Origin of the sequence: Gordonia sp. 852002-50395_SCH5434458, from assembly GCF_001665905.1 — a bacterium.
GTDB classification, from domain to species: domain Bacteria; phylum Actinomycetota; class Actinomycetes; order Mycobacteriales; family Mycobacteriaceae; genus Gordonia; species Gordonia jacobaea.
In genome coordinates, this window is sequence record NZ_LZTC01000059.1 from 19,952 (window position 1) to 42,533 (window position 22,582).

Below are 22,582 nucleotides of genomic sequence, written 5' to 3' on the forward strand. Positions count from 1 at the left end.
GAGGCTGTCCACCTGGGCTCACCGCGCCAGCACGACGGGATGAAATCAGCGTGAGTGCAATGGTCGCGACAGGCGTTCGGGGCCGCGCCGGACCGGAGGTAGCGCTTCCGCCTACCTCGAGCCCTTCGGCTCATTTTTCACATGCTTGCGCGCTTTACCCGTCTGCCGGCGTTCTTGTTCCTCGGCCAATTGCAACTGCTCGAACTCCGCGAGCCGATCACGGGCAGGTTCGCCGAGTTCCTTGGCGACAAGCGAGACCAGCAACTCGACCAGCATGAATCCGTGCGCCATCGAGTCGAACGGACCCAGGCCGGAGTGGCTGACGGGAAAGACGGCATTCGCACTCGACGCGAGCGGCGACAAGTACATGTCGGTGACAACCGCTAGCTGAGCACCCCGCTCGGTCACCGCCAACGCCCAGTCGATAGTCGACTGCTGATACCGGCGGAAATCGAAGACGACGGCGATGGTCCTCTCGTCGACGTCGATGAGCGAAGCCATGAGATCACCAGACGTCGGCTCGACCTCATGGACTCCGGGTCGCAGCATGTGCAGATAGCGCGCGAGCTGTGTAGCGAGCACCGAGCTGAATCGGCCGCCGGAGACGATCACGGGTCGTGACGCGTCGGCCAGCGCGGTCACCGTCTCGCGCACTTCGTCGACCGGCAGATTGGTCATCGTCCAGCGAACGCCGTCGCCATAGAGGGTCGACGCCGCGGTCAACATCGACTCTTCACCCGCCTCGTCTGCCGCCGGATAAACGGCAACCGGTGAGAACAACCGAGTCTGAACCTCGGCGCGGAGCGCCTCCTGAAATGCGCCGTAACCTGCGAATCCGAGCTTGCCGACGAGGCGTAACGCGGTCGGCGCGCTGACGTCGGCCTCCGCGGCAAGTTGCGCGATCGGCACCAATCCCGCGGTCGGGTACGACTCGACGAGAGCCTCGACCACGCGCATCTCGCCGGGCGCAAGGGAATGCCGTATGCGGCGAATCCGTTGTGCCACGGTTCCTTCGAGCGTCGCGAACTCCGTCATATCTCGCAGTTTAGAGGCCCTGGCGCGCGTTACATACGTTTAACCCGTTACGTCACCCCTTCGACACGTAACGAACATAACGTCTACGTCATCGCAGTCGCCCACAGCCCTTGTCCTTGCCGTTTTCCCGGAGGTTCTCATGTCCGAATCATCTCCCCGCGACTTCATCGTCCGCCACAACCTGTGGACACCCGAACAACACGCAGCCGCTGATGCGATCGCCACACGCGTCAAGGCAAGGGAGTTCAAGACCATTCGCGTGAGCGTGGCTGACCCACAGGGCAAGCTTCGCGGAAAGACGCTGCTACCCAACACATTTCTCTCAACACTGCGCAATGCCCTCGACTTCAGTTCGGCACAATACAATTTCGATTCCGGTGAGAACATCGCGTTCAACCCGTTTACCAAGGGCGGCAGCCTCGACATGGTCGAGATGGAAGGCTTTCCCGACCTGGTCCTCGTCCCCGACCCGCTGACCTTTCGAGAGTTGCCCTGGACACCGGGCACCGGCTGGATTCTCGGCGACATGTACTTCAACGACGGGACACCGGCACCATTTGATGCCCGCCACAAACTCAAGAACGTCATCAGCGACCTCGCCGCCGAGGGCATGACCTTCGTCGCCGGCCTGGAGGTCGAGTTCTACATCACGCGCGTCGTCGACCCGAAGTTGGCGCCTGAGGACAGCGGCGCGCTCGGTAGCCCGCCCGCACCTCCGGAAGTGGAAACCATCGGAAAGGGTTACGCGTATCAGTCCGAGGTACAGATGGATGCCATCGACGACTTTCTCGGAACAATCGCGGAGTATGCCGAACAACTCGGCATGCCTTTGCGCACAATGGAAGACGAGCTCGGCCCCGGCCAGTTGGAGTTCACCTTCGACGTGCAGGGCGCCCTCGAGGCCGCAGACACCATGACGCTGTTCCGGTCCATGGTCAAGCAGGTCAGCGCACGCATGGGCCTGCACGCAACTTTCATGACCGCACCCGGCCTGCCGGGATTCTGCGCGAGCGGTTGGCATCTGCACCAAAGCCTCACCGACGCCGAGGGCAACAACCTGTTCGTCGCCGACGCCGGGTCCGACGGCCTCCTGTCGCCCATCGGCCGTAGCTTTGTCGCGGGTCTACTCGAACATGCCTGCGCCGCTTCGGTATTCACCACACCCAGTGTCAACGGGTATCGACGCCGTCGTCCCTACTCGCTGGCCCCCGATCGCGCGACCTGGGGTCACGACAACCGCGCCGCGATGTGTCGTGCGCAAGGCGGGCCGGGCGATCCGTCGTCGCACATCGAAAACCGCGTCGGGGAACCGACTGCGAATCCCTATCTGTACCTGGGTTGCCAGATCGCGGCCGGGCTCGACGGAATCAAGCGCAACCTTGATCCAGGTCCCGTGGAAGCCGACCCCTACAGCGCAACCGATCGCCCGAAACTGCCTGTCACACTCATGGAAGCGGTCGACGAGCTCAAGCGCAGCCAGTTCTTCCGCGACACCTTCGGGAATGTTTTCGTCGACTGGCTTCTCGGGCTGAAGGCTTCCGAGATCGGGAGGTTCCTCGAGGCCGAGCCGGAATGGGAGCAGAATCCCGACGCGGTCACCGAGTGGGAACACCGCGAGTACTTCACCAAGTACTGAAACCGTCTCTCCCACAACCTCTCTGGAGTGTCATCAATGACCAACACCACCGAAACGTCGGTGTCGCCGTTCGACGAACTCGTGACCGATCTGCGTGTCCACCGCACGATGTACACCGACCCGCAGATCTTTGTCACCGAGATGAACCGCGTGTACGGCGGCACCTGGACCTACCTCGCCCATGAGAGCGAGATCCCCGAACCGAACGACTTTGTCCGCCGGAAACTCGGCTTGCGACCGATCATCGTCACCCGCGACCGAAACGGTGAGATTCACGGGCTGATCAACCGCTGTACTCACCGGGGTGCGACGGTGTGCCGAACCGATTCGGGGAACGCACGTAGTTTCATGTGCCCGTATCACAACTGGACCTTCAACAACACCGGCAAACTCACCGGCGTCCCGATGCACAAGGGCTACGGAGCAAGTTTCAACAGAGATGAACTCGGTCTCGGCCGGCTGCGCGTCGACTCCTACCGGGGCTTCATTTTCGGGACGCTGAACCAAGAGATCACCGATCTCGCAACACATCTCGGCAATGTCACCGACTACATCGACCAGTGGCTCGACCGCTGGCCCGGCGCCGAGTTGGTGGTCCGGCACGGCGAGACCCGCCTGAACTGCAAGGGAAACTGGAAACTCATCTACGACAACTCCGCCGACGGCTACCACCCCGGGTTCTCCCACGCATCGCTGCTGCGGATGCGTAAGGAGCGATACGGCGTCGGCGTCGACATGCAATGGGCGCTCGGGGACACCGACGCCGGCAAGCAAACGGTCACCGACCTCGGCAACGGCAACACCTTCCTCGATCAGCGAGCTGAGATCGACAGTTACTGGGATTCCGCAGCCCCGATGCCCGGCCAGAACCCGTACGCGAATGCGGTCCGCGCCAAGCTCGACGACGCTGCCGCCAAGGCCGCCCTCGATGTCGTCGTCGGGTCCGGGATGAATCTCAACATCTTTCCAAATCTGTTGATCATCGGTAACCAGATCCAGGTGATCGAACCGTTGGCGGTCGCCGACACCGACATCGTCTGGTACTCGACAAGTCTGCGAGCACCCGACCTGCCGGACGAGATCAACTCGCTGAGAGTTCGACTGCAAGAAGACTTCCCCGCGTTCGGGGAACCCGACGACCTCGCGAACTTCGAAGAGTGCCAGGTCGGTTTGGGCGTTGAGGAAATGGAATGGGTGGTCACCAACCGTCACATCGACACCGACACCGAAACCCTCGACGCCAACGGCAATCTCACCGGGCTGATCACCGACGAATTGCCAATCCGAGCCTTCTGGCGGTACTGGAAGAAGCTGATGATCTCCGACACGAAGCTGGTTGCCCGATGAACGCGCCCGAGATGGGGGTGCACCGCAACGTCGACGATCCCGTCGTCCGCTATGCCTTGGACACGATCCTGCGCGACAGTCTGGAATCGACTTACATCGACGACGACTACTACGCCAAGCTGCGGCACGATCTCGTCGAATGGGACACAGTCGGCACACCTCTCACGCCCGAGGAACGCAACGCCTACGAAGCGCTTGTCCTGCACGAGAGTTGGTTACTCGACCGCCGCGCTTTCGAACAGTGGTACCAGCTCTATTCCCGTCAGTGTCTGTACTGGGTCCCGGCGGTCCGCGACATGCCCGACCCCGAGGCAGGCGATCCTCAGAAGCGTGTCACCATCGCTTTCGACGACCGTCGTCGAATGGGCGACCGTATCGTCTGGCTTCGCACCGGAGTTGCCTATTCGCAGCTGCCTCCCTCCTACACGACACACGTCAACACGGGCTTCGTGCGCATCGCGACTGACAACCCGGACGAGGTCAAGATTCGTTCGCAATTCATCGTGCACGAGATGCGCGACGGGCATGCACTGCAAACCGTCCCGGGTTGGATGGGACACGTATTCATCCGCGAGGACGGCGAACTGAAGATCGATCGCAAGATCTCTTGCCTCGTCGACGGACACCGCAGCCATCACAACCTCACGTTCCTGATCTGACGGACGACGGTAGCCTCGACGCATGGGACAGCGAGCACTTGCCGTCATGCATGGCGTGATTCCTGACGAGCAGAAGACGATTCTCGGGTCGCTGCTGCCCGCAATGGAGAATCGCGGCTTTACCGTCGAGATCGTCGGAGTCGACGACCTCGATTCGGTCGACTTGGCCGGTCTCGCGTTCATCTGCGTGACCGGTTCACCCGACTCCGTCTACGACGAGAAGCTGAACTGGGTCGCGCCCGAACGACAATTCCTTCAGCAGGCCGACGCGGCGAACGTACCGATCCTCGGGGTGTGCTTCGGCGGACAGATTCTCGCCAGCGCCCTCGGCGGATCGGTCTCGCCGAGTCCCCGACCCGAGCACGGCTTCACCGAAATCGACACCACGCGACCTGAACTCGTCTCTGCGGGACCATGGATGGAGTTCCACCACGACACGATCACCCCTCCTGACAACGCCGAGGTGATTGCCCGCACCGAGCACAACGTCCAGGCATTCACCGTCCGACGACACCTTGGCCTGCAATTCCACCCCGAGATCACCCCCGAATGTTTCGACGCGTGGCGCATCGGTTTCACGACACGCAAGCGCCCGATCGGCGAGTCGGGAGTCGATATCGCCGCAGTGGCCGCCGACATCCGCCGGCGCGCGGCGGCGGCTGCGGCCGACGCCGACGAGTTGTTGGGCCGCTTCCTGATTCACGCCGGCGTGACGGCGCCGGTCGCCTGACGATCTACGCGCACCACATCGACTTATGCCGGTATATCCGGGCGCGCGGTTCGGGCGTCGTCGCGGGTGAATGTGTGTCGTATCGAAGGATGTGGCTGCTGCAACACACACATCCTTCAATTCGACACACATTCAGGCCGATCAGCGCCGGGGCCACCCAAGCCTTGCCCTCACCGCGCGAGAAACGACTCCCACGCCTCGCGCGAGCCGAGCGTCGCGCCGGCAGCTGCAGCACTGACCTCCGCGTCACGGACCCGTTCCATCAGCGCAAGCGTCCTGGCCCTGGCGGCGGCTTCGACGCTGTCGTCGCCGATCGCGATCGTCACGGTGAGCACTGCGGGGTCGATGGTGTCGACGGGGTAGTTTGCGGCGGTCAGGCGTTCGAGCACCTTCTGCGTCAGTGCGAGCGCAGGGGCCGTCGTCGCGATGCCGTCGAGCACCGAGCCGCGCTGCTTTTCGGCGGCCTTGCGCTCCTCCCATTCACGGATCTGCGTCTCGAGGTCGCTGTGTTCGCCGGACAGAACGCCCGGGGTCCGGCCACGCACCTTGTCGACGAAGCTCCGCGCGACGTCGTCGATGTCGAAGGGGGCCACCGGGTCGTCGGCGGCGATCCGCGCGTGGAACAGCACCTGCAGCAGCAGGTCGCCGAGTTCCTCGCGGAGGTTCTCCTGGTCGTCACCGTCGAGGGCATCGAGCAACTCGTAGACCTCTTCGAGCAGGTACCGCCGCAGCGACGCATGCGTCTGCGTCGACTCCCACGGTCCGTTCCGACGCAGCGTGTCCATCAGCGCGACGGCGTCGAGCAGACTCGCCCCCGATCGGCGTTCGACTTCGACGACGTTGTCGCCGTCGGCGATCCGCATACGCACGAGTGGATGCAGCGCGTCGGTCGTCACCAGGGTGAGCGACGAGTCGCAATCGGCTGCCGCGGTGACCACGTGGTCGAGTTGCCACAGCACCGACGCGGGGACGTCTTCGGTCACCAGCACGGTGCTGGTCAGCACTGTGCGCGCCGCGATCGGGATCACCCCTGGTTGCTGTGGATCGAGCACCACGACCGTCAACGCAACTCCCCCACGCGATAGAACCGTTCGGCGTTGGTGCGCAGCACCGCCTCGACGTCGTCCTCTCCGACTTCGGCGACGAGCAGGTCGATGTCGTCATCACTGAACGGTCGACGCGCCCTGGTCGACGGCAGATCGGTACCGAACATCAGGGCCGTCGGATCGACCGCCATGATCTGTCGAATCGCAGACGGAACGTCGAGTTCCACCCGACCGAAACCTGTTGCCTTGACCCGTACTCCCCGTTCGACGAGCGACAGCAGAACCGGCAGTCCCTCCGTCGACAATCCGAGATGATCGATACTGACCGCCGGCAACCGAGAAATGACATCGGCCAGGTGGTCGAGATGTGCTGCGTCGACGTACAACTCGGTATGCCAGCCCGCGACGTCGTGCACACGTCTGGCGAACGCGTCGAGTTCATCGAGTGATGCCGACCCTCCTCGCGCAACGTTGAATCGAATGCCACGGACGCCACGCTCAGACAAGTCGACGACATCCTCATCGGTGACAGTGGCCGGCAACTGCGTGACCCCGACGAATCCCTGACCGAGTTGCTCCAACGCCGCGACCAGATACATCTGGTCGAACTTCTGGAACGATCCGGAAACCACTGCGCCGCCGACGATCCCGAGCGATTCGGTGCGTGCGCGGTACTCCGGCACTCCGAACTGCTCCGGAAGAAATCCGTTGTTCTCGACGACGGGGTAGGCGTGATCGATGATGTGGAAGTGCGCATCGAAGATGCTCCGTGCACTCATCGGTCAGCTGACTCGAGCGGCTTGAGGTTGCGCAGGAACGTCGCGAGGTACTCGATGACCTCGTCGTCGCGCAGGCGCGCCGATCCGACGCCTCCGGTGCGCGGGATCGGTAGCGTGACAACCGATGTGGTCGCCCGATACGACGCCGCGGGGTACAACCGTTTGAGGCGCACCTGCTCGCTGTCGGCCAGCGGGAGCGGCGCGACCTTCACACCTGTACCGGTGGTGCCGATCTCGGTGACACCCCGTTCACGTGCGCGCAGACGGAGTTTCGCGATCGACGCCAGGCGTCGTGTTTCCTCGGGCGGTTCGCCATAGCGGTCGGTGAGTTCCGACATCACGCCGTCGACCTCGTCGTCCGACGTCGCCGACGCGAGCTTGCGGTACGCCTCGAGGCGCAACCGATCAGAGTCGACGTACTCGACCGGGATGTGCGCATCGACGGGCAGGTCGATGCGGACCTCGCTGGGTTCCGACGACGTGACGGGCAGGCCGTCTGCCGCTGCGCGGTATGCCTCGACAGCCTCGCCGACGAGACGGACGTACAGATCGAATCCGACACCCGCGACGTGCCCGGACTGCTCGGCACCGAGAACGTTTCCGGCACCGCGCAATTCGAGGTCCTTGAGCGCCACGGCCATGCCCGCGCCGAGTTCGTTGTTCTGCGCGATCGTCGCCAATCTGTCGTAAGCCGTTTCGGTGAGCGGCTTTTCGGGACTGTAGAGCAGGTAGGCGTAACCGCGCTCACGACTTCGACCGACACGACCACGCAACTGATGCAACTGCGACAGACCGAGATTCTCAGCGCGATCGACGATGAGTGTGTTCGCGTTCGAGATGTCGAGACCGGTCTCGATGATGGTGGTACACACCAGCACGTCGAACTCGCGGTTCCAGAAACCGGCGACGGTGCGTTCGAGTTGATCCTCGTTCATCTGACCGTGTGCCACAGCAACTCTCGCCTCGGGGACCATCGCGGCGATATCGCGGGCAGTCTTGTCGATGGTCGACACCCGATTGTGGACGTAGAAAACCTGGCCGTCGCGCAACAGTTCTCGGCGAATCGCTGCCGCCACCTGCTTGGGTGAGTAGGCGCCGACATAGGTGAGCACCGGATGCCGTTCCTCCGGCGGGGTGAGGATGGTCGACATCTCGCGAATGCCCGCCATCGACATCTCCAGCGTTCGCGGAATCGGCGTCGCCGACATCGTCAGCACGTCGACGTGCGTGCGCAACGACTTGATGTGTTCCTTGTGTTCGACGCCGAAACGCTGCTCCTCGTCGACGATCACCAGCCCGAGGTCTTTCCACGTGACGCCGGTCTGCAGCAATCGGTGCGTACCGATCACGATGTCGACCTCGCCCTTCGCCATCTCCTTGATGATCTCGCGTGACTCCTTCGCATCGGTGAACCGCGAGAGTCCTCTGATGCGCACCGGGAATCCCGACATACGCTCGGTGAATGTCTGCAGATGTTGTTGCGCGAGAATCGTTGTCGGGACCAAGACCGCGACCTGCTTACCATCCTGCACGGCCTTGAAGGCCGCGCGCACCGCGATCTCGGTCTTGCCGTAACCGACATCGCCGACGATCACGCGGTCCATCGGAGCCGACTTCTCCATGTCGTCCTTGACCTCGCCGATCACCGTCATCTGATCGACGGTCTCGGTGAAGTCGAACGCGTCCTCCATCTCACGTTGCCAGGGCGTGTCCGGACTGAACGCGTAGCCGGGCGCGGCGTGCCTGGCCGCGTAGAGCTGGACCAGCTCGCCGGCGATCTCACGAACAGCCTTGCGCGCCTTGCGTTTCGTGTTCTGCCAGTCGGAGCCGCCGAGCTTCGACAACGACGGCTGCTCGCCTCCGACGTAGCGCGATAACTGGTCGAGCGAATCCATCGGCACATAAAGCCGGTCGCCGGGTTGCCCACGCTTGGAGGCCGCGTACTCGAGCACGAGGTACTCACGTCGCGCGCCCGACACCGTGCGTTCGATCATCTCGACGAACTTGCCGATGCCGTGCTGATCGTGCACGACGAGATCACCCGCGGTGAGCGCAAGTGGGTCGACCTGATTACGACGCTTGGCGGGCAATCGCTTTCCGTCGCGCACACTGGCGACGCGGTTGCCGGTGAGGTCCGTCTCCGTCACGACCACCAATCCGGCACTGGGACTGACGATTCCGTGACGCAGCGCGCCATTGAACACCGACACGGTTCCCGGTTCGGGTCGCGCGCCCCCGTCGACGAGCGCGTGCGGAACCTCTGCGTCGGCAAGTCGCTCACAGACGCGCTGTGCGGTGCCCTTGCCCGCGACCACGATCGCAGCGGTGTTGCCCGCGCTGACGTGGGCGCGCAGTCCGGCGAACACGATCCGGATCTCCTCGTCGTCACCATGCGGCGTCGGCCCCGGGGTGATGTCGAGTTCGTATTCTTCGCCGAAGCCCGCAGAAAGCGGACTCATCGTCCACCACGACCGACCCGCCGCGAGCGTGGCCTTCTCGACGTCATCGAGCGGCCGATAAGCACTGGCCTGCAGATCAATTCCCGTCGGACCGGACATCTCGCGGGTGTCGACGGGCGCCGTGGCTCCCATCGCGGCGGCGTTCCACGACGCCTCGAGGAACTCGGCTCCGGTTTGCGCGAGATCGGCTGCGCGCGTTCGGACTTTCTCGGGGTCGAGCACGAGCACGCGGGTCCCGGCGGGAAGTACCTCGGTCAGCAACTGCATCTCGCCGTCGACGAGGGCGGGTGTCAGCGCTTCCATTCCCGCCACCGGAATACCCTCGGCGAGCGAGGTGAGCATTTCGACGAGCGACGGGTCGTCGGCGTTCTCGACGGCGAGTGCGGCCGCACGTTCACGCACGGGCGGGGTGAGCAGCAGCTCGCGACAGGGATGGATGAGGACCACCGACGCGTCGACCTCGGGTTGACTACGCTGATCCGCCACCGAGAATGCTCGCATCTCGGAGATCTCATCGCCCCAGAACTCGACTCGCACAGGGAAATCGGCGGTGGTCGGGAACACGTCGAGAATGCCGCCGCGCACGGCGAATTCGCCGCGCCGACCGACCATGTCGACGCGCTCGTACGCCATCTCGACGAGATCGGTGAGTAGGCCGTCGAAGTCGAGTTCGATGCCCTCACGCAACGTGATGGTGCGTATCTCCCCGAGCCCGGGTGCCATCGGCTGCACCAGCGAACGGACGGTGGTGACCACCACGCGCAGCGGCGCGTCTCCCGGGTGCGCCAGCCGATGCAACACCTCGAGACGCTGCCCGACGACCTCGGCGCTCGGCGAGAGCCGTTCGTGCGGAAGCGTCTCCCACGACGGGAACTGCGCCACCGCGGACTCGTCGTCGAGAAGCTCGCGTAGTTCGGCCGTCAGGTCGTCGGCTTCGCGTCCGTTTGCCGAAACGACGAGGATCGGCGCGTCAGCGACCTCGGAGAGACAACTGACCACGAACGGCCGGGCGGCGTCGGGGGCAGTGATCGCGAGTTGCGGATCGTCGCGATGGTCACGCAGTGCCGCGATGCTCGTGTCCGCGCAGGCGAGGGATGCGAGTCCGTGAAGGGCGGGAGTAGACGACACTTCGGCAATTCTAGGGCACGGCAATTCTGCCAGGCAGATGCCGCAGCGCGCCGCTGGTCAGACAGGCGCAGCGGGCAGCACTGGTCCGTTGCCGCTCACAGCCACTAGTCCATTGCCGCGGCCTGCCGCGCGCGATACGCCGCGACGGCGTTGCGATTACCGCAGGCCGTCGAGCAATACCGCCGAGACCGGTTGCGAGAAAGGTCGACGACGACGCCCTCGCAGCCCGCGTCGGCGCAGACGGACAACCTCGACATGTCGTCGGCCCTGATCACGTCGATCATGGCCATCGCGGTCTCGACCATGATCCGGTCGGCGAGGGGGGCGTCGTCGTCGATGGCGTGCAGATGCCAGTCCGTGTCGCCGTGTCGCACCAACCGCGGCACGGCCCGGTGCCGACTCAGGATCTCGTTGACTTGATCGACGGCACGGTCGCGGTCGGCGATGAGCAGCGCTCGCAGCGCGGGCCGGATCGCCGACACCGCGTCGAGTTCTTGCTGGTCACCGTCATGGCGGCCGGTATAGCCGTAGTGGTCCCAGAAGGCGTCGAGGTCGTCGATGGAACGCAGGGTCTCGGGCGACTCTGCTGAGTTGGCGAGTGCAACCGCCGCCTGCAGCGCCAGATCGACGTCATCACCGAAAACCATGTTGACACCTTACCAAGGCCGCCGCTAGCGTCATTACCCATGACGTCGGTGACCCATGACCGCACGCCGGCGGAGGTGGCCGCTCGCAGACGCGCGGGCCTGATCCTGGCCCTGGTGTCGGCAACGAGCTTCGGGCTGTCGGGCGCGCTCGGCACGCCGCTGATGGCCGCGGGGTGGAGCGCGGGCGCTGTCGTCGCGATCCGCATCGGCATCGGCGGTCTCGCGTTGCTGCCGTTCGCCATTCGCGACCTCGGCGGTGTCTCGGCGCTGCGATGGTCGACTGCGTGGACACTGATTCGCGACCACGGCAGGACGATCGCGCTCTACGGATTCCTCGGCATGGCCGTCGCGCAGTTCTGCTACTTCTCCGCCATCGAGCACATGGACGTCGGACCGGCCCTACTCATCGAGTACACCGCCCCCGTAGTGGTGGTCGCGTGGATGTGGGCGATCCACCGCCAGCGGCCGTCGCGGTGGGCGCTCGCAGGTATTGCGGTGAGCGGCGTCGGATTGGTCGGAGTCCTCGACCTCGTCGGCGGCACCTCGGTGAGCCCCATCGGTGCGCTGTGGGCGTCTGGCGCAATGCTCGGCGCCGCCGGCTACTTCATCATTTCGGCCAAGGAGAACGATTCACTGCCGCCGTCCGTGCTCGCGGCGAGCGGAATGGTCTTTGCGGCAACACTTCTCGGAGTACTCGGCCTCGTGCATGCACTACCGATGACGATCGGCGACCCGACGGTCCACTTCGCCGGATTCGACGCACCGGCATGGACGGTGCCGGCTGCTCTCGCGCTCGTCACCGCAGCGACCGCATACCTCACCGGAATCGGTGCCGCGCGCAGACTCGGAGCGCGGCTCGCCTCGATGTTCGCGCTTGTCGAGGTCTTGGCCGCGGTCGTATGGGCCGCGATCCTGCTCGATCAGGTCCCGGCGGCGCTCCAGATCGTCGGCGGCGTCTTGATTGTCGTCGGGGTCATCGCGGCCAAGATCGGTGAACCGGGCACGTCGACGTCGCCCGTCGGCGAGCCGTTGGCGCTTGGCCACGTGCCAGAAGGCCCCGAGAACGATGCTGCCGACAGCATTGCTCCCGACAACGATGCCGCAACGTCTGCACCCGAAGCTTAACCGGACTGCGGTCCGCTTGATACGATGTTCGCATGTCAGCCCCCGAACCCACCCGCCAGCCGACGCTGTTCCTGAGTCATGGCGCCCCACCACTCGTCGACAGCGAACGCTGGGTCTCCCAGCTCACTGAGCTGTCCACCACACTCGACCGTCCCTCGGCGATCCTGGTGGTGTCGGCGCACTGGGAGGCCGCGCCGCTGACGATCGGTTCGACCGACCCAGCCACGCCCCTGACCTACGACTTCTGGGGATTCCCCGAGCGCTTCTATCGCACCACCTACTGGTCGCCCGGTGCTCCCGATCTCGCGGCGAGAGTCGCGGCGATGATGCCCGACGGCACCGCAATCGCGCGTGACCAGCACCGTCGCCTCGACCACGGCGCATACGTGCCGTTGACGGTCATGTACCCCGACGCCGACATTCCGGTGCTCCAGATCTCGCTTCCCACACTCGACCCCGCACAATTGCTGAACCTCGGCCGTCGACTCGCACCGCTGCGCGACGAGGGAGTGCTCATCATCGGATCGGGTTTCACCACGCACGGGCTGCCGTATCTGACCGACCCCTCCCCCGACGCCGCGCCGCCGAGCTGGTCGTCGGAGTTCGACGCCTGGGCGCACGAACGTTTCGCCGCCGGCGACGTCGAGTCCCTGATCGATTTTCGACGGACCGCCCCGGGAATGCCCTACGCCCACCCCACTATTGAGCATTTCGCGCCGCTCTTCGTCGCACTGGGCGCCAGCGACGATCCCGAGCAACAGGCCGACCAGGTCATCGACGGGTTCTGGATGGGCCTGGCCAAGCGGTCGCTGGTGCTTGCCTGAGGGGGACCCCTCACCAGCGCGGTGGTCAGTTACAGCTACAGCAGTCGCCGCAATCGCAACAATCTCCGCAATCGCAGCAGTCGTCGCAGTCACAGCAATCGCCACAGTCGCACAACGCGGGTTTCCACGTGTCCGAGCAATGATTCCAGTGGTCGGTACAGCATGCGGGCCCGCAACACGAGTTGCCCAGAAACGGCAGTAGACGCTCGTAGAAAGACCGATCCGGACTGAACGGCGGCGGGAACGGCCACCCTTCCGGGTATCCGGGCGGCGGCATCTGTTCGGGAACTGACGGCTGTTCCGGAAGTAGTGGTTCGGGAAGTGACGGCTCGGTAGCCGAAGGTCGGTGTACGGCACATGAGCTACGGCGCGGCATGCGCTGACGCACCGCATGACGCAGCCCGTCGACCAGGACGGCACGCAGCAATTTGTCGTCGACCAGTTCGAGCTTGGCGTAGCGACGCACAATCGCCCGAACGAGGAGCCGACATTCCGCACGGGCATCGTCGATGGTGGTCCCCGATGCGTCGAGCGGATTGAATTCCCCCTGTTCGCGATCCTGTGGGAGATCGTCGATCGCATCGATCAGGTGCGCGAGCCGACCGAAATCGGCACCTATGGCCTCGAGATGCTCGCGATTGTCGGGAGCACCCGCGATGTCGGCCGTAGCCGCGAACACACGGGCCGCCGACTCCGAGGACGCGCGAAGCAGATCGTCGAGGTCCGTCGACCTCGATTCAACCTGGGCCTGCCCCGACAGCCGAGCGAGCATGGAGTCGACGTCGAGCAGGCGGGCCACATGGCCGTCATCGACGGCGTGACGTCGCAATGCCGCGGAAACCCCTCCTGCGACAACGCGACGCACCCGCGACGGCGGCGCCAGCCCGGACCGCTGTTCTTCGACGATGTCGGCAGCCTTGCCTGCGGCAAGCGTCAACGAGACCCCGGTGGCCAGTCGCAGTCCCGGATCACCGATCGCGACGACCTCGGCCGACTTCATTCCACGCAGCGGACAGCGGCCGGCACGCGTCGTCGACGGCATCGTATTGCGCTGTGCCGCAACAAGAATTGACACCGTAGCCGCATCGGTATTGGTCGTCAGCCGACTGGGATGGCCGTGTCCGTCACGCAACGACAGACATAAGCCACACAGGTGCGCCTGCCACTGTGTGAAGAGGTCGTCGGGCATCGTGTGGCGACACGGTGTGAGAAGTCCGAACACCGGCTGATTCCAGCACGCCAGACCGTCGGCGCCAACTTGCGCCACGCGCAGCGTCATTCGCACGTGATAGATCAGTTCGGCGTGTTCAGGCCTCGCCCGCAGCAGACCTCAGCCGATCAGGGGGACTCCACCGAATCAGATGGCACCGACGCGTCAGAGGACTCCAAAGCCTCGGGAGTCCCCGACCCCTCAGCCGACGCCGGGACAGGTGTCGCGTCGCCAACCGTTCGCGCTTTGTGCTCGACGTAATCCGGCCCGACGAGTTCGGGGTCGGGGTCGAGGCGGGTGAGTCCGTTCCAGCAGAGATTGACCAGATGGGCCGCGACAACCTCTTTCGACGGTTCGCGGACGTCGAGCCACCACTGCGCCGTCACCGACACCATCCCGACGAGCGCCTGCGCGTACATCGGGGCCAGCTTTGGGTCGAATCCCCGTCGTTCGAAGTCGCCGGCGAGGATGTGCTCGACCTGGCTGATGGCGTCGTTCAGAAGACTTCCGTACGTCGCGTTGTCCCTCGACGACGCGCTGTCGCCGCGCACGAGGATGCGGAATCCGTCGGTGCGCTCCTCCATATAGGTCAACAGCGCCAAGGCCACCTGCTGGATGCGGTACAGCGAGCGGTTCTTGGAGAGCGACGACGTGATCATCTCGAGCAGCGTCTCCATCTCACGGTCGACGACGACCGCGTAGAGACCTTCCTTACCTCCGAAGTGCTCGTACACAATCGGTTTCGACACCCCGGCACGCTGGGCGATCTCTTCGATGGATGTGCCCTCGAAGCCCCGCTCGGCAAACAGACCGCGCGCGACCTCGATCAGTTGCAGGCGTCGTTGGGCGCCGGTCATGCGGGCCCGTGGCGCGCGTTTGACCTCACCTGTGCTCGAGTTCGCCGGACGGCTGACAGCCATGAGGCCACCCTACGAGATCTCCCACGCCCAATCGACCTGACGCTCCGGCCGCCCGCCGTCCCACGCGGCAGGATCCGAGAAGACGCACCCAGCTCACCGGAGGATGTGTGTCGTATCGAAGGAAGTGGGCGCTGCAGCACACACATCCTTCGATTCGACACACATTCACCTTATAAAGATGCGCAATCCACCTATTCTCGTCGGTTTAGACGTACTCACCTCTTCCGCGGTTGTAAACCCCCCATATTTCGGACTTATGCCGAGAGTCTGGATTTCCTACGGTCAGATACATCGCCCGTAGAGAGTCACGTATCCAGCGCGTGGCAACGGACGACGAGAGACGAAGGATGGACCATGAGACCTCACAGAAGCTTGCTCCAGGTACTCGGCATGTCGATCGCCGTGACCGCGATGATCCTCGGCCTGACAACGGCCACCGCCGCGAAGAGCGAGGCCACGCCTATCCCGCAGGGCGGTTCAAGTGCCGTCCTGGTGATCACCAACAACACCGGTATGCCGTTGACCCTGAAGCAATTCCCCGATACCAGCGTCGGTGCGGGTAGTTCGATGGACTTCCGATGGATCGATGCGCCACCCGCCTCGCTCGGCATGGGCAGAACGGCTGTCGTACGCGCCTGGACGTCGAACCCTCTGGCCATGGGCGTCACTGTCACCTACACCTACACCTACCGCTCCGCCGTGGTGAATTACACAGCCTCCCTGCGCCACACTCTCGGATTCACCGATATCTCCGGCAGTAAAGCCTCCCCCGGTGAATCCGTGAGGGCCACCCTGATCCGTCCCGCTCCGAGAATGTTCGCCACCTACGTGTTGTCGTGAATCGCAACCGAGTCTGATCCTCATGCGAATCAGTGTTGACACGGCGGACGGACTCGTCGACTCGCTCATCGGGTTCAACGTGTTCGACACACCAGCGGAGAAGGTCGAACTCGTCGTCGATGGTGTAGACGCCGCGGGATCGCACTGGCGGTCCCGCGGCACTCATCGGCTTGGCGACGACGGGCGGATAGAACTCGCCGATCCAGACCTACCGTGGTGGGACATGCGGCTCGTCGACAACCCGAGCTCCCCGGATATTTTCGAATCCTGCGACGGCACATTGGATTTCACTGTCTCGGTATCCGACGGTACGTCCAGCGCCAAGGTCACGGTCCCTCGTACGTGGGGACGCGAGCACACGGTGGAACAGCGACGAGGCGACGGATGGCAGCTACAGATCTACCGTCCGGAGTCAGCTGACTACCCTCTGCCGGGAATCATCGTGTTCCCCGGGACGATGGTCACCAGGTCGGTGACAGCGATGGCCGCGCTGCTCGCCGCTCACGGCTATGTCGCGGCGGTCCTCTTCTACACTCAGCGCCCGGGGTTGCCCGATTCGTTCAGCAGAATTGCCACGGAGAACATCGCCGCGGGCATCGAATACTTCGCCGCTCTGCCCTGCGTCGACGAGGACAGGATCGCGCTACACGCATCGTCGGTAGGTGTGCAGACAGCACTGTCGACGATGGTGACAATGGGGACCCCGGCACGCGCGGTCGTCGCGGTGGCTCCCAGCCACGTCGTGTTCCAGGCACTCCGCCGCGATGGCCCGCCCGAGAAGGTCTCTGCCCTCACCCACGGCGGCGTCGACCTGCCGTATGTCCCCGTACGCAGTGAGCGTCTACTCGGACAACTCGCCATGAATCTCTTGCGCCGCAAAATCTCTCACGGACGCTCGTCGATGGCGATGTCGACCCACGTGGCGTACGCCGCAGGTCTGCGGGATCATTCGGCTGTGCGGGCGGCGACCATCGCCGTGGAGAAGATCGGGTGCCCGATGTTGGTCGCCGCGGGCACCGACGACCAGTGCTATCCCGCTGCGGACATGGCACAAGAGATAGTTCGACGCCGCAGCGACGAGCACGCCATCCACGCAGCCGACGACGAACTGCTGATCTATCCCCGGGTGGGCCACTTCATCCGTCCGCCCGCGATTCCCACGACGGTCACCCGGTCGGCCTCGCTGATCGGGGGCGGCGATCCGCGCCATATCGCAGCGGCACAGCGGGACTGTTGGACCCGGACACTCGCTTTCCTGCACCAACACCTGACCTGATCACCTCGCGCTGCATTCGGATGGTGCGCGCACATTTCGACCCTTTTACTCACCGTGATCAAAACGTGACACTGAGGTCCGGCGATTGCCCTCAGGGACGTCGGCGCCGGTCAGCGGGCCAGCATGCTCGCTTGTCAGGTGTACACGCCGACACGGAATTGCGGGAATCACCCAAGAGTCGCGGTTGCTTTGTAGGCTGAATTCTCTCTGAACGCTCACCACGACGAGGGGATAGCTGTGGGCAGTTTGTGGAACTATATCCACGCACACGCCGCGAACCTGACGTTCCTCACCTATCAGCACGCATCTCTGGCATTTCAGACGGTTCTCGTCGGCACCGTGGTCGCGATCATCGTCGCGGTGCTCGTGTACCGACGCCCGTTGGGTTCGGCGCTCACGCTGACGTCGAGTCGCGTGGCGCTGACGATCCCCTCACTCGCGCTTCTCGCCCTGCTGATCGTCCCGTTCGGTCTCGGCGTCGTGCCGTCGTTCATCATGCTGGCGTTCTTCGCCGCGCTCCCCGTGATCGGCAACGCGATCGTCGGGCTGCGTTCGGTGCCGGCAAGCGTGATCGAGTCAGCACAGGGAATCGGATTGTCCCGCTGGCGAATTCTGCTGAGCGTCGAGTTGCCGATCGCGTGGCCGGTGATCCTGACCGGGATTCGCGTCTCGACCCAGATGATCGTCGGAGTCGCCGCGATCGTCGCCTACGTCCTCGGACCCGGCCTCGGATCGTTGATCTTCAACGGGTTGTCTCGCCTCGGTGGCGCGAATGCGCTCCAAATGGCGCTCACCGGAACCATTCTCATCGTCTTGATCGCTCTGGTCTTCGACGCCCTGCTCGTTCTCCTCGGCCGCTTCACCATCTCCAAAGGACTGTCATGACCGACGTAGCCAACACGCCGGCCCCCGGGGCCGGTAGCGCATCCGGGGCAACGGTGACCGGTGCCCCCATCCGACTCGACGGCGTCGAGAAACGATTCCGGGGGCAAGACCAGCCCGCCGTGGGACACCTCGACCTCGACATCGAGGCGGGCCATATCGTCGCCTTCGTCGGCCCATCGGGTTGCGGTAAGACGACGACCCTCAAGATGATCAACCGGCTGATCGAACCGTCCGACGGCAGGATCTTCATCGACGAGCGCGACGTCACCAAGGAGAATCCCGACAAACTCCGACAGTCCATCGGCTACGTGATCCAATCGGGCGGCCTCTTCCCACACTGGACCGTCGAGAAGAACATCGGAGCCATCCCCCGTGTACTCGGCTGGGACAAGAAGCGGATCGCCGAACGCACCGAGTACCTACTCGATCTCGTCGGACTCGATCCCGCGCAGTTCGCCACTCGGCTCCCCAAGGACATGTCGGGCGGTCAGCAGCAGCGTGTCGGCGTGGCCCGGGCCCTCGCCGCCGATCCGCCGGTCCTCCTCATGGACGAGCCGTTCGGCGCGGTCGACCCGATCACGCGAGTCCGGTTGCAGGACAGCCTGATCGCCATCCAACACGAACTCGGCAAGACCATCGTGATCGTGACGCACGACTTCGAGGAGGCCACCAAACTCGGCGACAAAGTGCTGATCCTGTCGCAGGGCGCTCACGTCGAGCAGTACGCGGCGCCCGAGGAGATTCTGGCCAACCCCGCCTCACCCTTCGTCGAAGAGTTCATCGGGTCGGGGGCGACGCTTGCGCAGCTCACGCTGTCGCGCGTGCGCGACGTCGAACAAGACTCGGTGATCACCGCGCGCGTCGGCGAGGGTTCCGGAGAGGTGATCACGCGCGCACGGGCCGCGGGGCAGAGTTGGGTGGTCGTCGTCGACAAGCACGACCGCCCGCGTGCATGGCCGTCGCTGGATGAGGTCGCCTCCAAGCCGGAGGTCTCCGACTACCTCGATCCGCGGCTACCCGTCGTAGCCGAATCGTCGACGCTCAACGACGCCCTCGACACCATGCTCGCGGCCAGCCAGGGCGGCACGCTGGTGACAGATCGTCACGGCGCCGTCGTCGGCATGCTCACCATCGCCTCGGTCATGGACATCATCCGTACGCAACTTTCCGAAGCCCGCCCCGACGAGGACGACGGCTCGTACGAAAGTCACACCGAGGGAACCGCCCCCACCGAGACGCCGGTGATCGCTGCCGACGACCCCGAGCAGAACGCGGGCGCATGAAACAACGATTCCGCAACCTCCCGATCGACGTGTGGTTCGAGCCACTCGTCTTCATCGTGCTGGCCGTCGGATATTTCAGTTGGTATGCGACGACGACATTCACCGAGACCGAGCAGGCGTCGCTGGGCTGGTCCACTCTGCAGTCCACCATCATCGACCACATCGAGCTCACTCTCGTCGCGGCAATCGTCGTCATCGTCATCGCGATTCCCTTGGGAATCCTGTTGACCCGGCCGTCGATGCGATGGCTCTCGCCGATCGCGGTGAACATCGCGAACATCGGTCAAGCTGCGCCCGCCGTCGGACTGCTGGTGTTGTTCACATTCTGGCTCGGCACCGGATTCCGTACTGCCGTCATCGGTTTGGTCGTGTACGCGGTCCTGCCGATCCTGCAGAACACGATCGTCGGGTTGCGCCAGGTCGACCAACGCACCATCGAGGCGTCGCGCGGTATCGGATACTCGGCGGCGCGCACGCTCGTGCAGGTCGAACTCCCGCTGGCCGTGCCCGTCATCCTCAACGGTGTCCGCACCGCCCTGGTGATCCTGGTCGGCACGGCCACTCTGAGTACCTTCATCGGCGCGACGAGCCTCGGCACGCTGATCACCACCGGCGTCACGCTCTTCTTGCCCAAGCTGTTGATCTCGGGCGCGATACTCGTCGCTCTGCTCGCCATGATCATCGACTGGCTCGGCCGGGTCTTCGAACTGGTCGCTACACCGAAGGGCGTCGCATGAGCGCCACGCGAGCACGACTCGCCACCGTCGCAACACTTCTCGTCGTCGCCGTCATCGGCCTTGCGGGATGTGGTCTGGTCAGTTCGTCGGGCACCTTCAAGCAGGCGTCGCTCCCCGACGGTTCCCGACCGCTCGACGGAGCCAAGCTCACCGTCACGTCGAAGAGCTTCACCGAGGGCGTCATCCTCGGCAAGATCACCGCAACCTATCTCGCCGCCGCGGGCGCCGACGTCACCGACCTCACGGGCGCACCCGGCTCGGCGTCGTCTCGCCAGGCGCAACTCAACGGCGACGCCGACATCCTCTGGGAGTACACCGGAACCGGATGGGTGAACTACCACAACGAGACGGAGACCATCGCCGACCCGAAGGAACTCTGGCAGAAGGTCCACGACATCGAACTCAAGGAGAACCAGCTCGTCTGGCTGCCTCCCGCCAACTTCAACGACACCTACGCGTTCGCGGCGTCGACACCCACAGCGAAACGCCTCAACGTGAAGTCTCTTTCGGACGTCGCCAAACTGCCGGTCGCTGATCGCACCTTCTGCGTCGACGACGAATTCTTCTCCCGCCCAGATGGTTTCAAGCCGATGCTGGCGAAGTACGGTATGCCGCTCGACGGCCCGAACGGGGTCCCGCTCGGCAACGTGACACGCATGGACGCCGGCGTCGTCTACACATCGACGGCCAAGAGCTCGCCGTGCAACTTCGGCATGGTCTACACCACCGACGGCCGGATCAAGAACCTCGACCTCGCCGTCCTCGAGGACGACAAGAAGTTCTTCCTGCCCTACAGCGGAACCGCCGTCGTTCGCGAGGACGTCATGAAGCGCTACCCACAACTCAACGAACTACTCGGAACCATCTCGGAGCGTCTCACCGACAACGTCATGCAGGACCTCAACGGCCGCGTCGACATCGACGGCGAAGACCCTGCCGACGTAGCATACGACTGGTTACTCAGCGAGAAATTGATCGTCCCCAAGAATTAGTTACCACTGCGCGTTCAGCGCCGGCTCTCCACTTTGCCATTTATGGATGTTACGGTTACATCATCCAATGGCATTGAGACCAGGAGGCGCACGTGTCGGTTCAGGTCGTCGACGATTCAGCACCGCACGTCAGCACGCTCGACCGCGGCACCGATGAGGTGTCGGCGAGACTCGTCGATTCGTCGGCACGCTTGTCGCGCAACGCTCTGGTCGAGATCGACTGGGACGCTCCGATGGACCCGACGCTCTACGGCTGCAGCCCCGAGTGGTCGACGCTGTACGGCACCTCCTACTGGGCGGAGATGACGGAGGAGCAGCGCGTGCGGCTCACCAGACACGAGACGGCGTCGGTGATGTCGATCGGAATCTGGTTCGAAATGCTGTTGCAGCAGTTGGTACTCCGCGATCAGTACCTCGCCGACCGACACCGCCCGGAGTACTGGTTCGCCATGACCGAGATCGCCGACGAATGCAGGCACTCGCTGATGTTCGCGAAGGCGTCGCAAAAACTCGCCGGGACGTCGTATGTGCCGCACCCTCGAATCGGCAAGGGAGGCAAGTTCTTTGCGGCCACCACCGGGGGCGAGATCGCGTATGGCGGCATCCTCGCCGCCGAGGAGATCCTCGACGTATTCCAACGCGGCTGCACCAGCGACGAACGCGTACTGCCGTTGGTCCGCACCGTCAACGAGATCCACGTGCTCGAGGAATCACGCCACATGCGCTTCGCGCGGGAGCAGATCCGGGAGTCGATGGCCGACGTCGGCCCGGTGCGTCGCCACGCCAGCGCGTACTACACGGCAGTGGCGGCGTCGTTCATCTTCACCAGCCTCGTCCGACCGCAGGCCTACGCCGACGCGGGGCTCGACAAGTACCGCGCCGTCTCGGAGATGCGACGAAATCATCACTTCCAGGCGATGGTCCGAACGAGTTGCTCGCACCTGATGAGCTTTCTCGACGAGGTCGGGCTGCTGACACCCGCGGCGGCATCGGTCTACCGCAAGGTGCACATGCTCTGACCGAC

20 protein-coding genes are annotated in these 22,582 nt (G+C 64.2%); 13 read left to right on the top strand and 7 right to left on the bottom strand.

Features of this window, described 5'->3' with window-relative positions:
* Positions 1-111: 111 nt before the first annotated feature.
* Positions 112-1,035 (bottom strand): MurR/RpiR family transcriptional regulator, encoded by a 924-nt coding sequence (locus tag A5785_RS14080; protein ID WP_064867054.1) that lies wholly within the window; start codon positions 1,033-1,035, stop codon positions 112-114.
* A 139-nt stretch (positions 1,036-1,174) separates the two neighbouring features.
* Here A5785_RS14080 and A5785_RS14085 point away from each other — a divergent pair, with 139 nt between their 5' ends.
* Genes A5785_RS14085 through A5785_RS14100 form a run of 4 tightly spaced genes read left to right on the top strand, consistent with a single transcriptional unit; the run spans position 1,175 to position 5,407 of the window.
* A complete protein-coding gene (locus A5785_RS14085; RefSeq protein ID WP_064867056.1) occupies positions 1,175-2,671 on the top strand; it encodes a glutamine synthetase family protein in 1,497 nt (498 codons plus the stop codon).
* A gap of 36 nt (positions 2,672-2,707) precedes the next feature.
* Positions 2,708-4,018 carry an aromatic ring-hydroxylating oxygenase subunit alpha gene (locus A5785_RS14090; protein ID WP_064867058.1) on the top strand — a complete coding sequence of 437 codons (1,311 nt, stop codon included), beginning with the start codon at positions 2,708-2,710 and terminating at the stop codon, positions 4,016-4,018.
* Positions 4,015-4,677, top strand: a complete 663-nt coding sequence (locus A5785_RS14095) for an aromatic-ring-hydroxylating dioxygenase subunit beta (RefSeq protein ID WP_064867060.1) — start codon at positions 4,015-4,017, stop codon at positions 4,675-4,677. The genes A5785_RS14090 and A5785_RS14095 overlap by 4 nt, the downstream gene beginning before the upstream one ends.
* 22 nt (positions 4,678-4,699) lie before the next feature.
* Complete coding sequence (locus A5785_RS14100) at positions 4,700-5,407, top strand: type 1 glutamine amidotransferase (RefSeq protein WP_064867061.1); 708 nt, start codon at positions 4,700-4,702, stop codon at positions 5,405-5,407.
* Positions 5,408-5,577: 170 nt separating this feature from the next.
* Here A5785_RS14100 and A5785_RS14105 read toward each other — a convergent pair whose 3' ends face one another.
* From A5785_RS14105 to A5785_RS14120, 4 genes are all read right to left on the bottom strand, one after another.
* On the bottom strand, positions 5,578-6,471 hold the full coding sequence (locus A5785_RS14105; RefSeq protein ID WP_064867063.1) for a MazG family protein: 894 nt from the start codon (positions 6,469-6,471) through the stop codon (positions 5,578-5,580).
* On the bottom strand, positions 6,468-7,232 hold the full coding sequence (locus A5785_RS14110) for an amidohydrolase family protein (protein WP_064867065.1): 765 nt from the start codon (positions 7,230-7,232) through the stop codon (positions 6,468-6,470). Before A5785_RS14110 ends, A5785_RS14105 begins: the two co-directional genes overlap by 4 nt.
* Positions 7,229-10,819 carry a transcription-repair coupling factor gene (gene mfd, locus A5785_RS14115; protein ID WP_064867067.1) on the bottom strand — a complete coding sequence of 1,197 codons (3,591 nt, stop codon included), beginning with the start codon at positions 10,817-10,819 and terminating at the stop codon, positions 7,229-7,231. The genes A5785_RS14110 and mfd overlap by 4 nt, the downstream gene beginning before the upstream one ends.
* Before the next feature lie 104 nt (positions 10,820-10,923).
* Positions 10,924-11,466, bottom strand: a complete 543-nt coding sequence (locus A5785_RS14120; RefSeq protein WP_049699752.1) for a CGNR zinc finger domain-containing protein — start codon at positions 11,464-11,466, stop codon at positions 10,924-10,926.
* 39 nt (positions 11,467-11,505) lie between these two features.
* Between A5785_RS14120 and A5785_RS14125 the strand changes: the two genes are divergently transcribed.
* Together A5785_RS14125 and A5785_RS14130 are read left to right on the top strand one after the other, a co-directional pair.
* Positions 11,506-12,591, top strand: a complete 1,086-nt coding sequence (locus A5785_RS14125; protein ID WP_049699753.1) for an EamA family transporter — start codon at positions 11,506-11,508, stop codon at positions 12,589-12,591.
* A 32-nt stretch (positions 12,592-12,623) separates the two neighbouring features.
* Positions 12,624-13,415, top strand: coding sequence for a dioxygenase family protein (locus tag A5785_RS14130; RefSeq protein ID WP_049699754.1), 792 nt, complete (start codon positions 12,624-12,626; stop codon positions 13,413-13,415).
* Between the two features lie 25 nt (positions 13,416-13,440).
* On the opposite strand, the gene A5785_RS23740 is transcribed toward A5785_RS14130, so the two are convergent.
* Complete coding sequence (locus A5785_RS23740) at positions 13,441-14,637, bottom strand: DUF5685 family protein (protein WP_082946577.1); 1,197 nt, start codon at positions 14,635-14,637, stop codon at positions 13,441-13,443.
* 116 nt (positions 14,638-14,753) lie between these two features.
* Positions 14,754-15,545 carry a TetR/AcrR family transcriptional regulator gene (locus A5785_RS14140; protein WP_049699756.1) on the bottom strand — a complete coding sequence of 264 codons (792 nt, stop codon included), beginning with the start codon at positions 15,543-15,545 and terminating at the stop codon, positions 14,754-14,756.
* A gap of 354 nt (positions 15,546-15,899) precedes the next feature.
* Here A5785_RS14140 and A5785_RS22975 point away from each other — a divergent pair, with 354 nt between their 5' ends.
* The 7 genes from A5785_RS22975 (at position 15,900) to A5785_RS14175 (ending at position 22,577) form a co-directional block, all read left to right on the top strand.
* Positions 15,900-16,385, top strand: coding sequence for a hypothetical protein (locus tag A5785_RS22975; protein WP_152930095.1), 486 nt, complete (start codon positions 15,900-15,902; stop codon positions 16,383-16,385).
* A gap of 22 nt (positions 16,386-16,407) precedes the next feature.
* A complete protein-coding gene (locus A5785_RS14150) occupies positions 16,408-17,661 on the top strand; it encodes an acyl-CoA thioester hydrolase/BAAT C-terminal domain-containing protein (protein ID WP_049699758.1) in 1,254 nt (417 codons plus the stop codon).
* 237 nt (positions 17,662-17,898) lie between these two features.
* Complete coding sequence (locus A5785_RS14155) at positions 17,899-18,546, top strand: ABC transporter permease (protein ID WP_049699759.1); 648 nt, start codon at positions 17,899-17,901, stop codon at positions 18,544-18,546.
* Positions 18,543-19,829 (top strand): ABC transporter ATP-binding protein, encoded by a 1,287-nt coding sequence (locus A5785_RS14160; protein ID WP_049699760.1) that lies wholly within the window; start codon positions 18,543-18,545, stop codon positions 19,827-19,829. The genes A5785_RS14155 and A5785_RS14160 overlap by 4 nt, the downstream gene beginning before the upstream one ends.
* The gene (locus tag A5785_RS14165) at positions 19,826-20,566 is read left to right on the top strand and encodes an ABC transporter permease (protein ID WP_005207242.1); all 741 of its coding nucleotides are present in this window, start codon (positions 19,826-19,828) and stop codon (positions 20,564-20,566) included. The genes A5785_RS14160 and A5785_RS14165 overlap by 4 nt, the downstream gene beginning before the upstream one ends.
* On the top strand, positions 20,563-21,558 hold the full coding sequence (locus tag A5785_RS14170; RefSeq protein WP_049699761.1) for a glycine betaine ABC transporter substrate-binding protein: 996 nt from the start codon (positions 20,563-20,565) through the stop codon (positions 21,556-21,558). The genes A5785_RS14165 and A5785_RS14170 overlap by 4 nt, the downstream gene beginning before the upstream one ends.
* Before the next feature lie 92 nt (positions 21,559-21,650).
* Positions 21,651-22,577, top strand: a complete 927-nt coding sequence (locus A5785_RS14175) for an AurF N-oxygenase family protein (protein ID WP_049699762.1) — start codon at positions 21,651-21,653, stop codon at positions 22,575-22,577.
* The last annotated feature ends 5 nt before the right edge of the window (positions 22,578-22,582 follow it).

Excerpts from the sequence above, each read along its gene's own strand:
- A5785_RS14080 (WP_064867054.1), bottom strand. The coding sequence starts at position 1,035 with ATGACGGAGTTCGCGACGCTCGAAGGAACCGTGGCACAACGGATTCGC.
- A5785_RS14085 (WP_064867056.1), top strand. The coding sequence starts at position 1,175 with ATGTCCGAATCATCTCCCCGCGACTTCATCGTCCGCCACAACCTGTGG.
- A5785_RS14090 (WP_064867058.1), top strand. The coding sequence starts at position 2,708 with ATGACCAACACCACCGAAACGTCGGTGTCGCCGTTCGACGAACTCGTG.
- A5785_RS14095 (WP_064867060.1), top strand. The coding sequence starts at position 4,015 with ATGAACGCGCCCGAGATGGGGGTGCACCGCAACGTCGACGATCCCGTC.
- A5785_RS14100 (WP_064867061.1), top strand. The coding sequence starts at position 4,700 with ATGGGACAGCGAGCACTTGCCGTCATGCATGGCGTGATTCCTGACGAG.
- A5785_RS14110 (WP_064867065.1), bottom strand. The coding sequence starts at position 7,232 with ATGAGTGCACGGAGCATCTTCGATGCGCACTTCCACATCATCGATCAC.
- A5785_RS14120 (WP_049699752.1), bottom strand. The coding sequence starts at position 11,466 with ATGGTTTTCGGTGATGACGTCGATCTGGCGCTGCAGGCGGCGGTTGCA.
- A5785_RS14125 (WP_049699753.1), top strand. The coding sequence starts at position 11,506 with ATGACGTCGGTGACCCATGACCGCACGCCGGCGGAGGTGGCCGCTCGC.
- A5785_RS14130 (WP_049699754.1), top strand. The coding sequence starts at position 12,624 with ATGTCAGCCCCCGAACCCACCCGCCAGCCGACGCTGTTCCTGAGTCAT.
- A5785_RS14140 (WP_049699756.1), bottom strand. The coding sequence starts at position 15,545 with ATGGCTGTCAGCCGTCCGGCGAACTCGAGCACAGGTGAGGTCAAACGC.
- A5785_RS22975 (WP_152930095.1), top strand. The coding sequence starts at position 15,900 with ATGAGACCTCACAGAAGCTTGCTCCAGGTACTCGGCATGTCGATCGCC.
- A5785_RS14150 (WP_049699758.1), top strand. The coding sequence starts at position 16,408 with ATGCGAATCAGTGTTGACACGGCGGACGGACTCGTCGACTCGCTCATC.
- A5785_RS14160 (WP_049699760.1), top strand. The coding sequence starts at position 18,543 with ATGACCGACGTAGCCAACACGCCGGCCCCCGGGGCCGGTAGCGCATCC.
- A5785_RS14165 (WP_005207242.1), top strand. The coding sequence starts at position 19,826 with ATGAAACAACGATTCCGCAACCTCCCGATCGACGTGTGGTTCGAGCCA.
- A5785_RS14170 (WP_049699761.1), top strand. The coding sequence starts at position 20,563 with ATGAGCGCCACGCGAGCACGACTCGCCACCGTCGCAACACTTCTCGTC.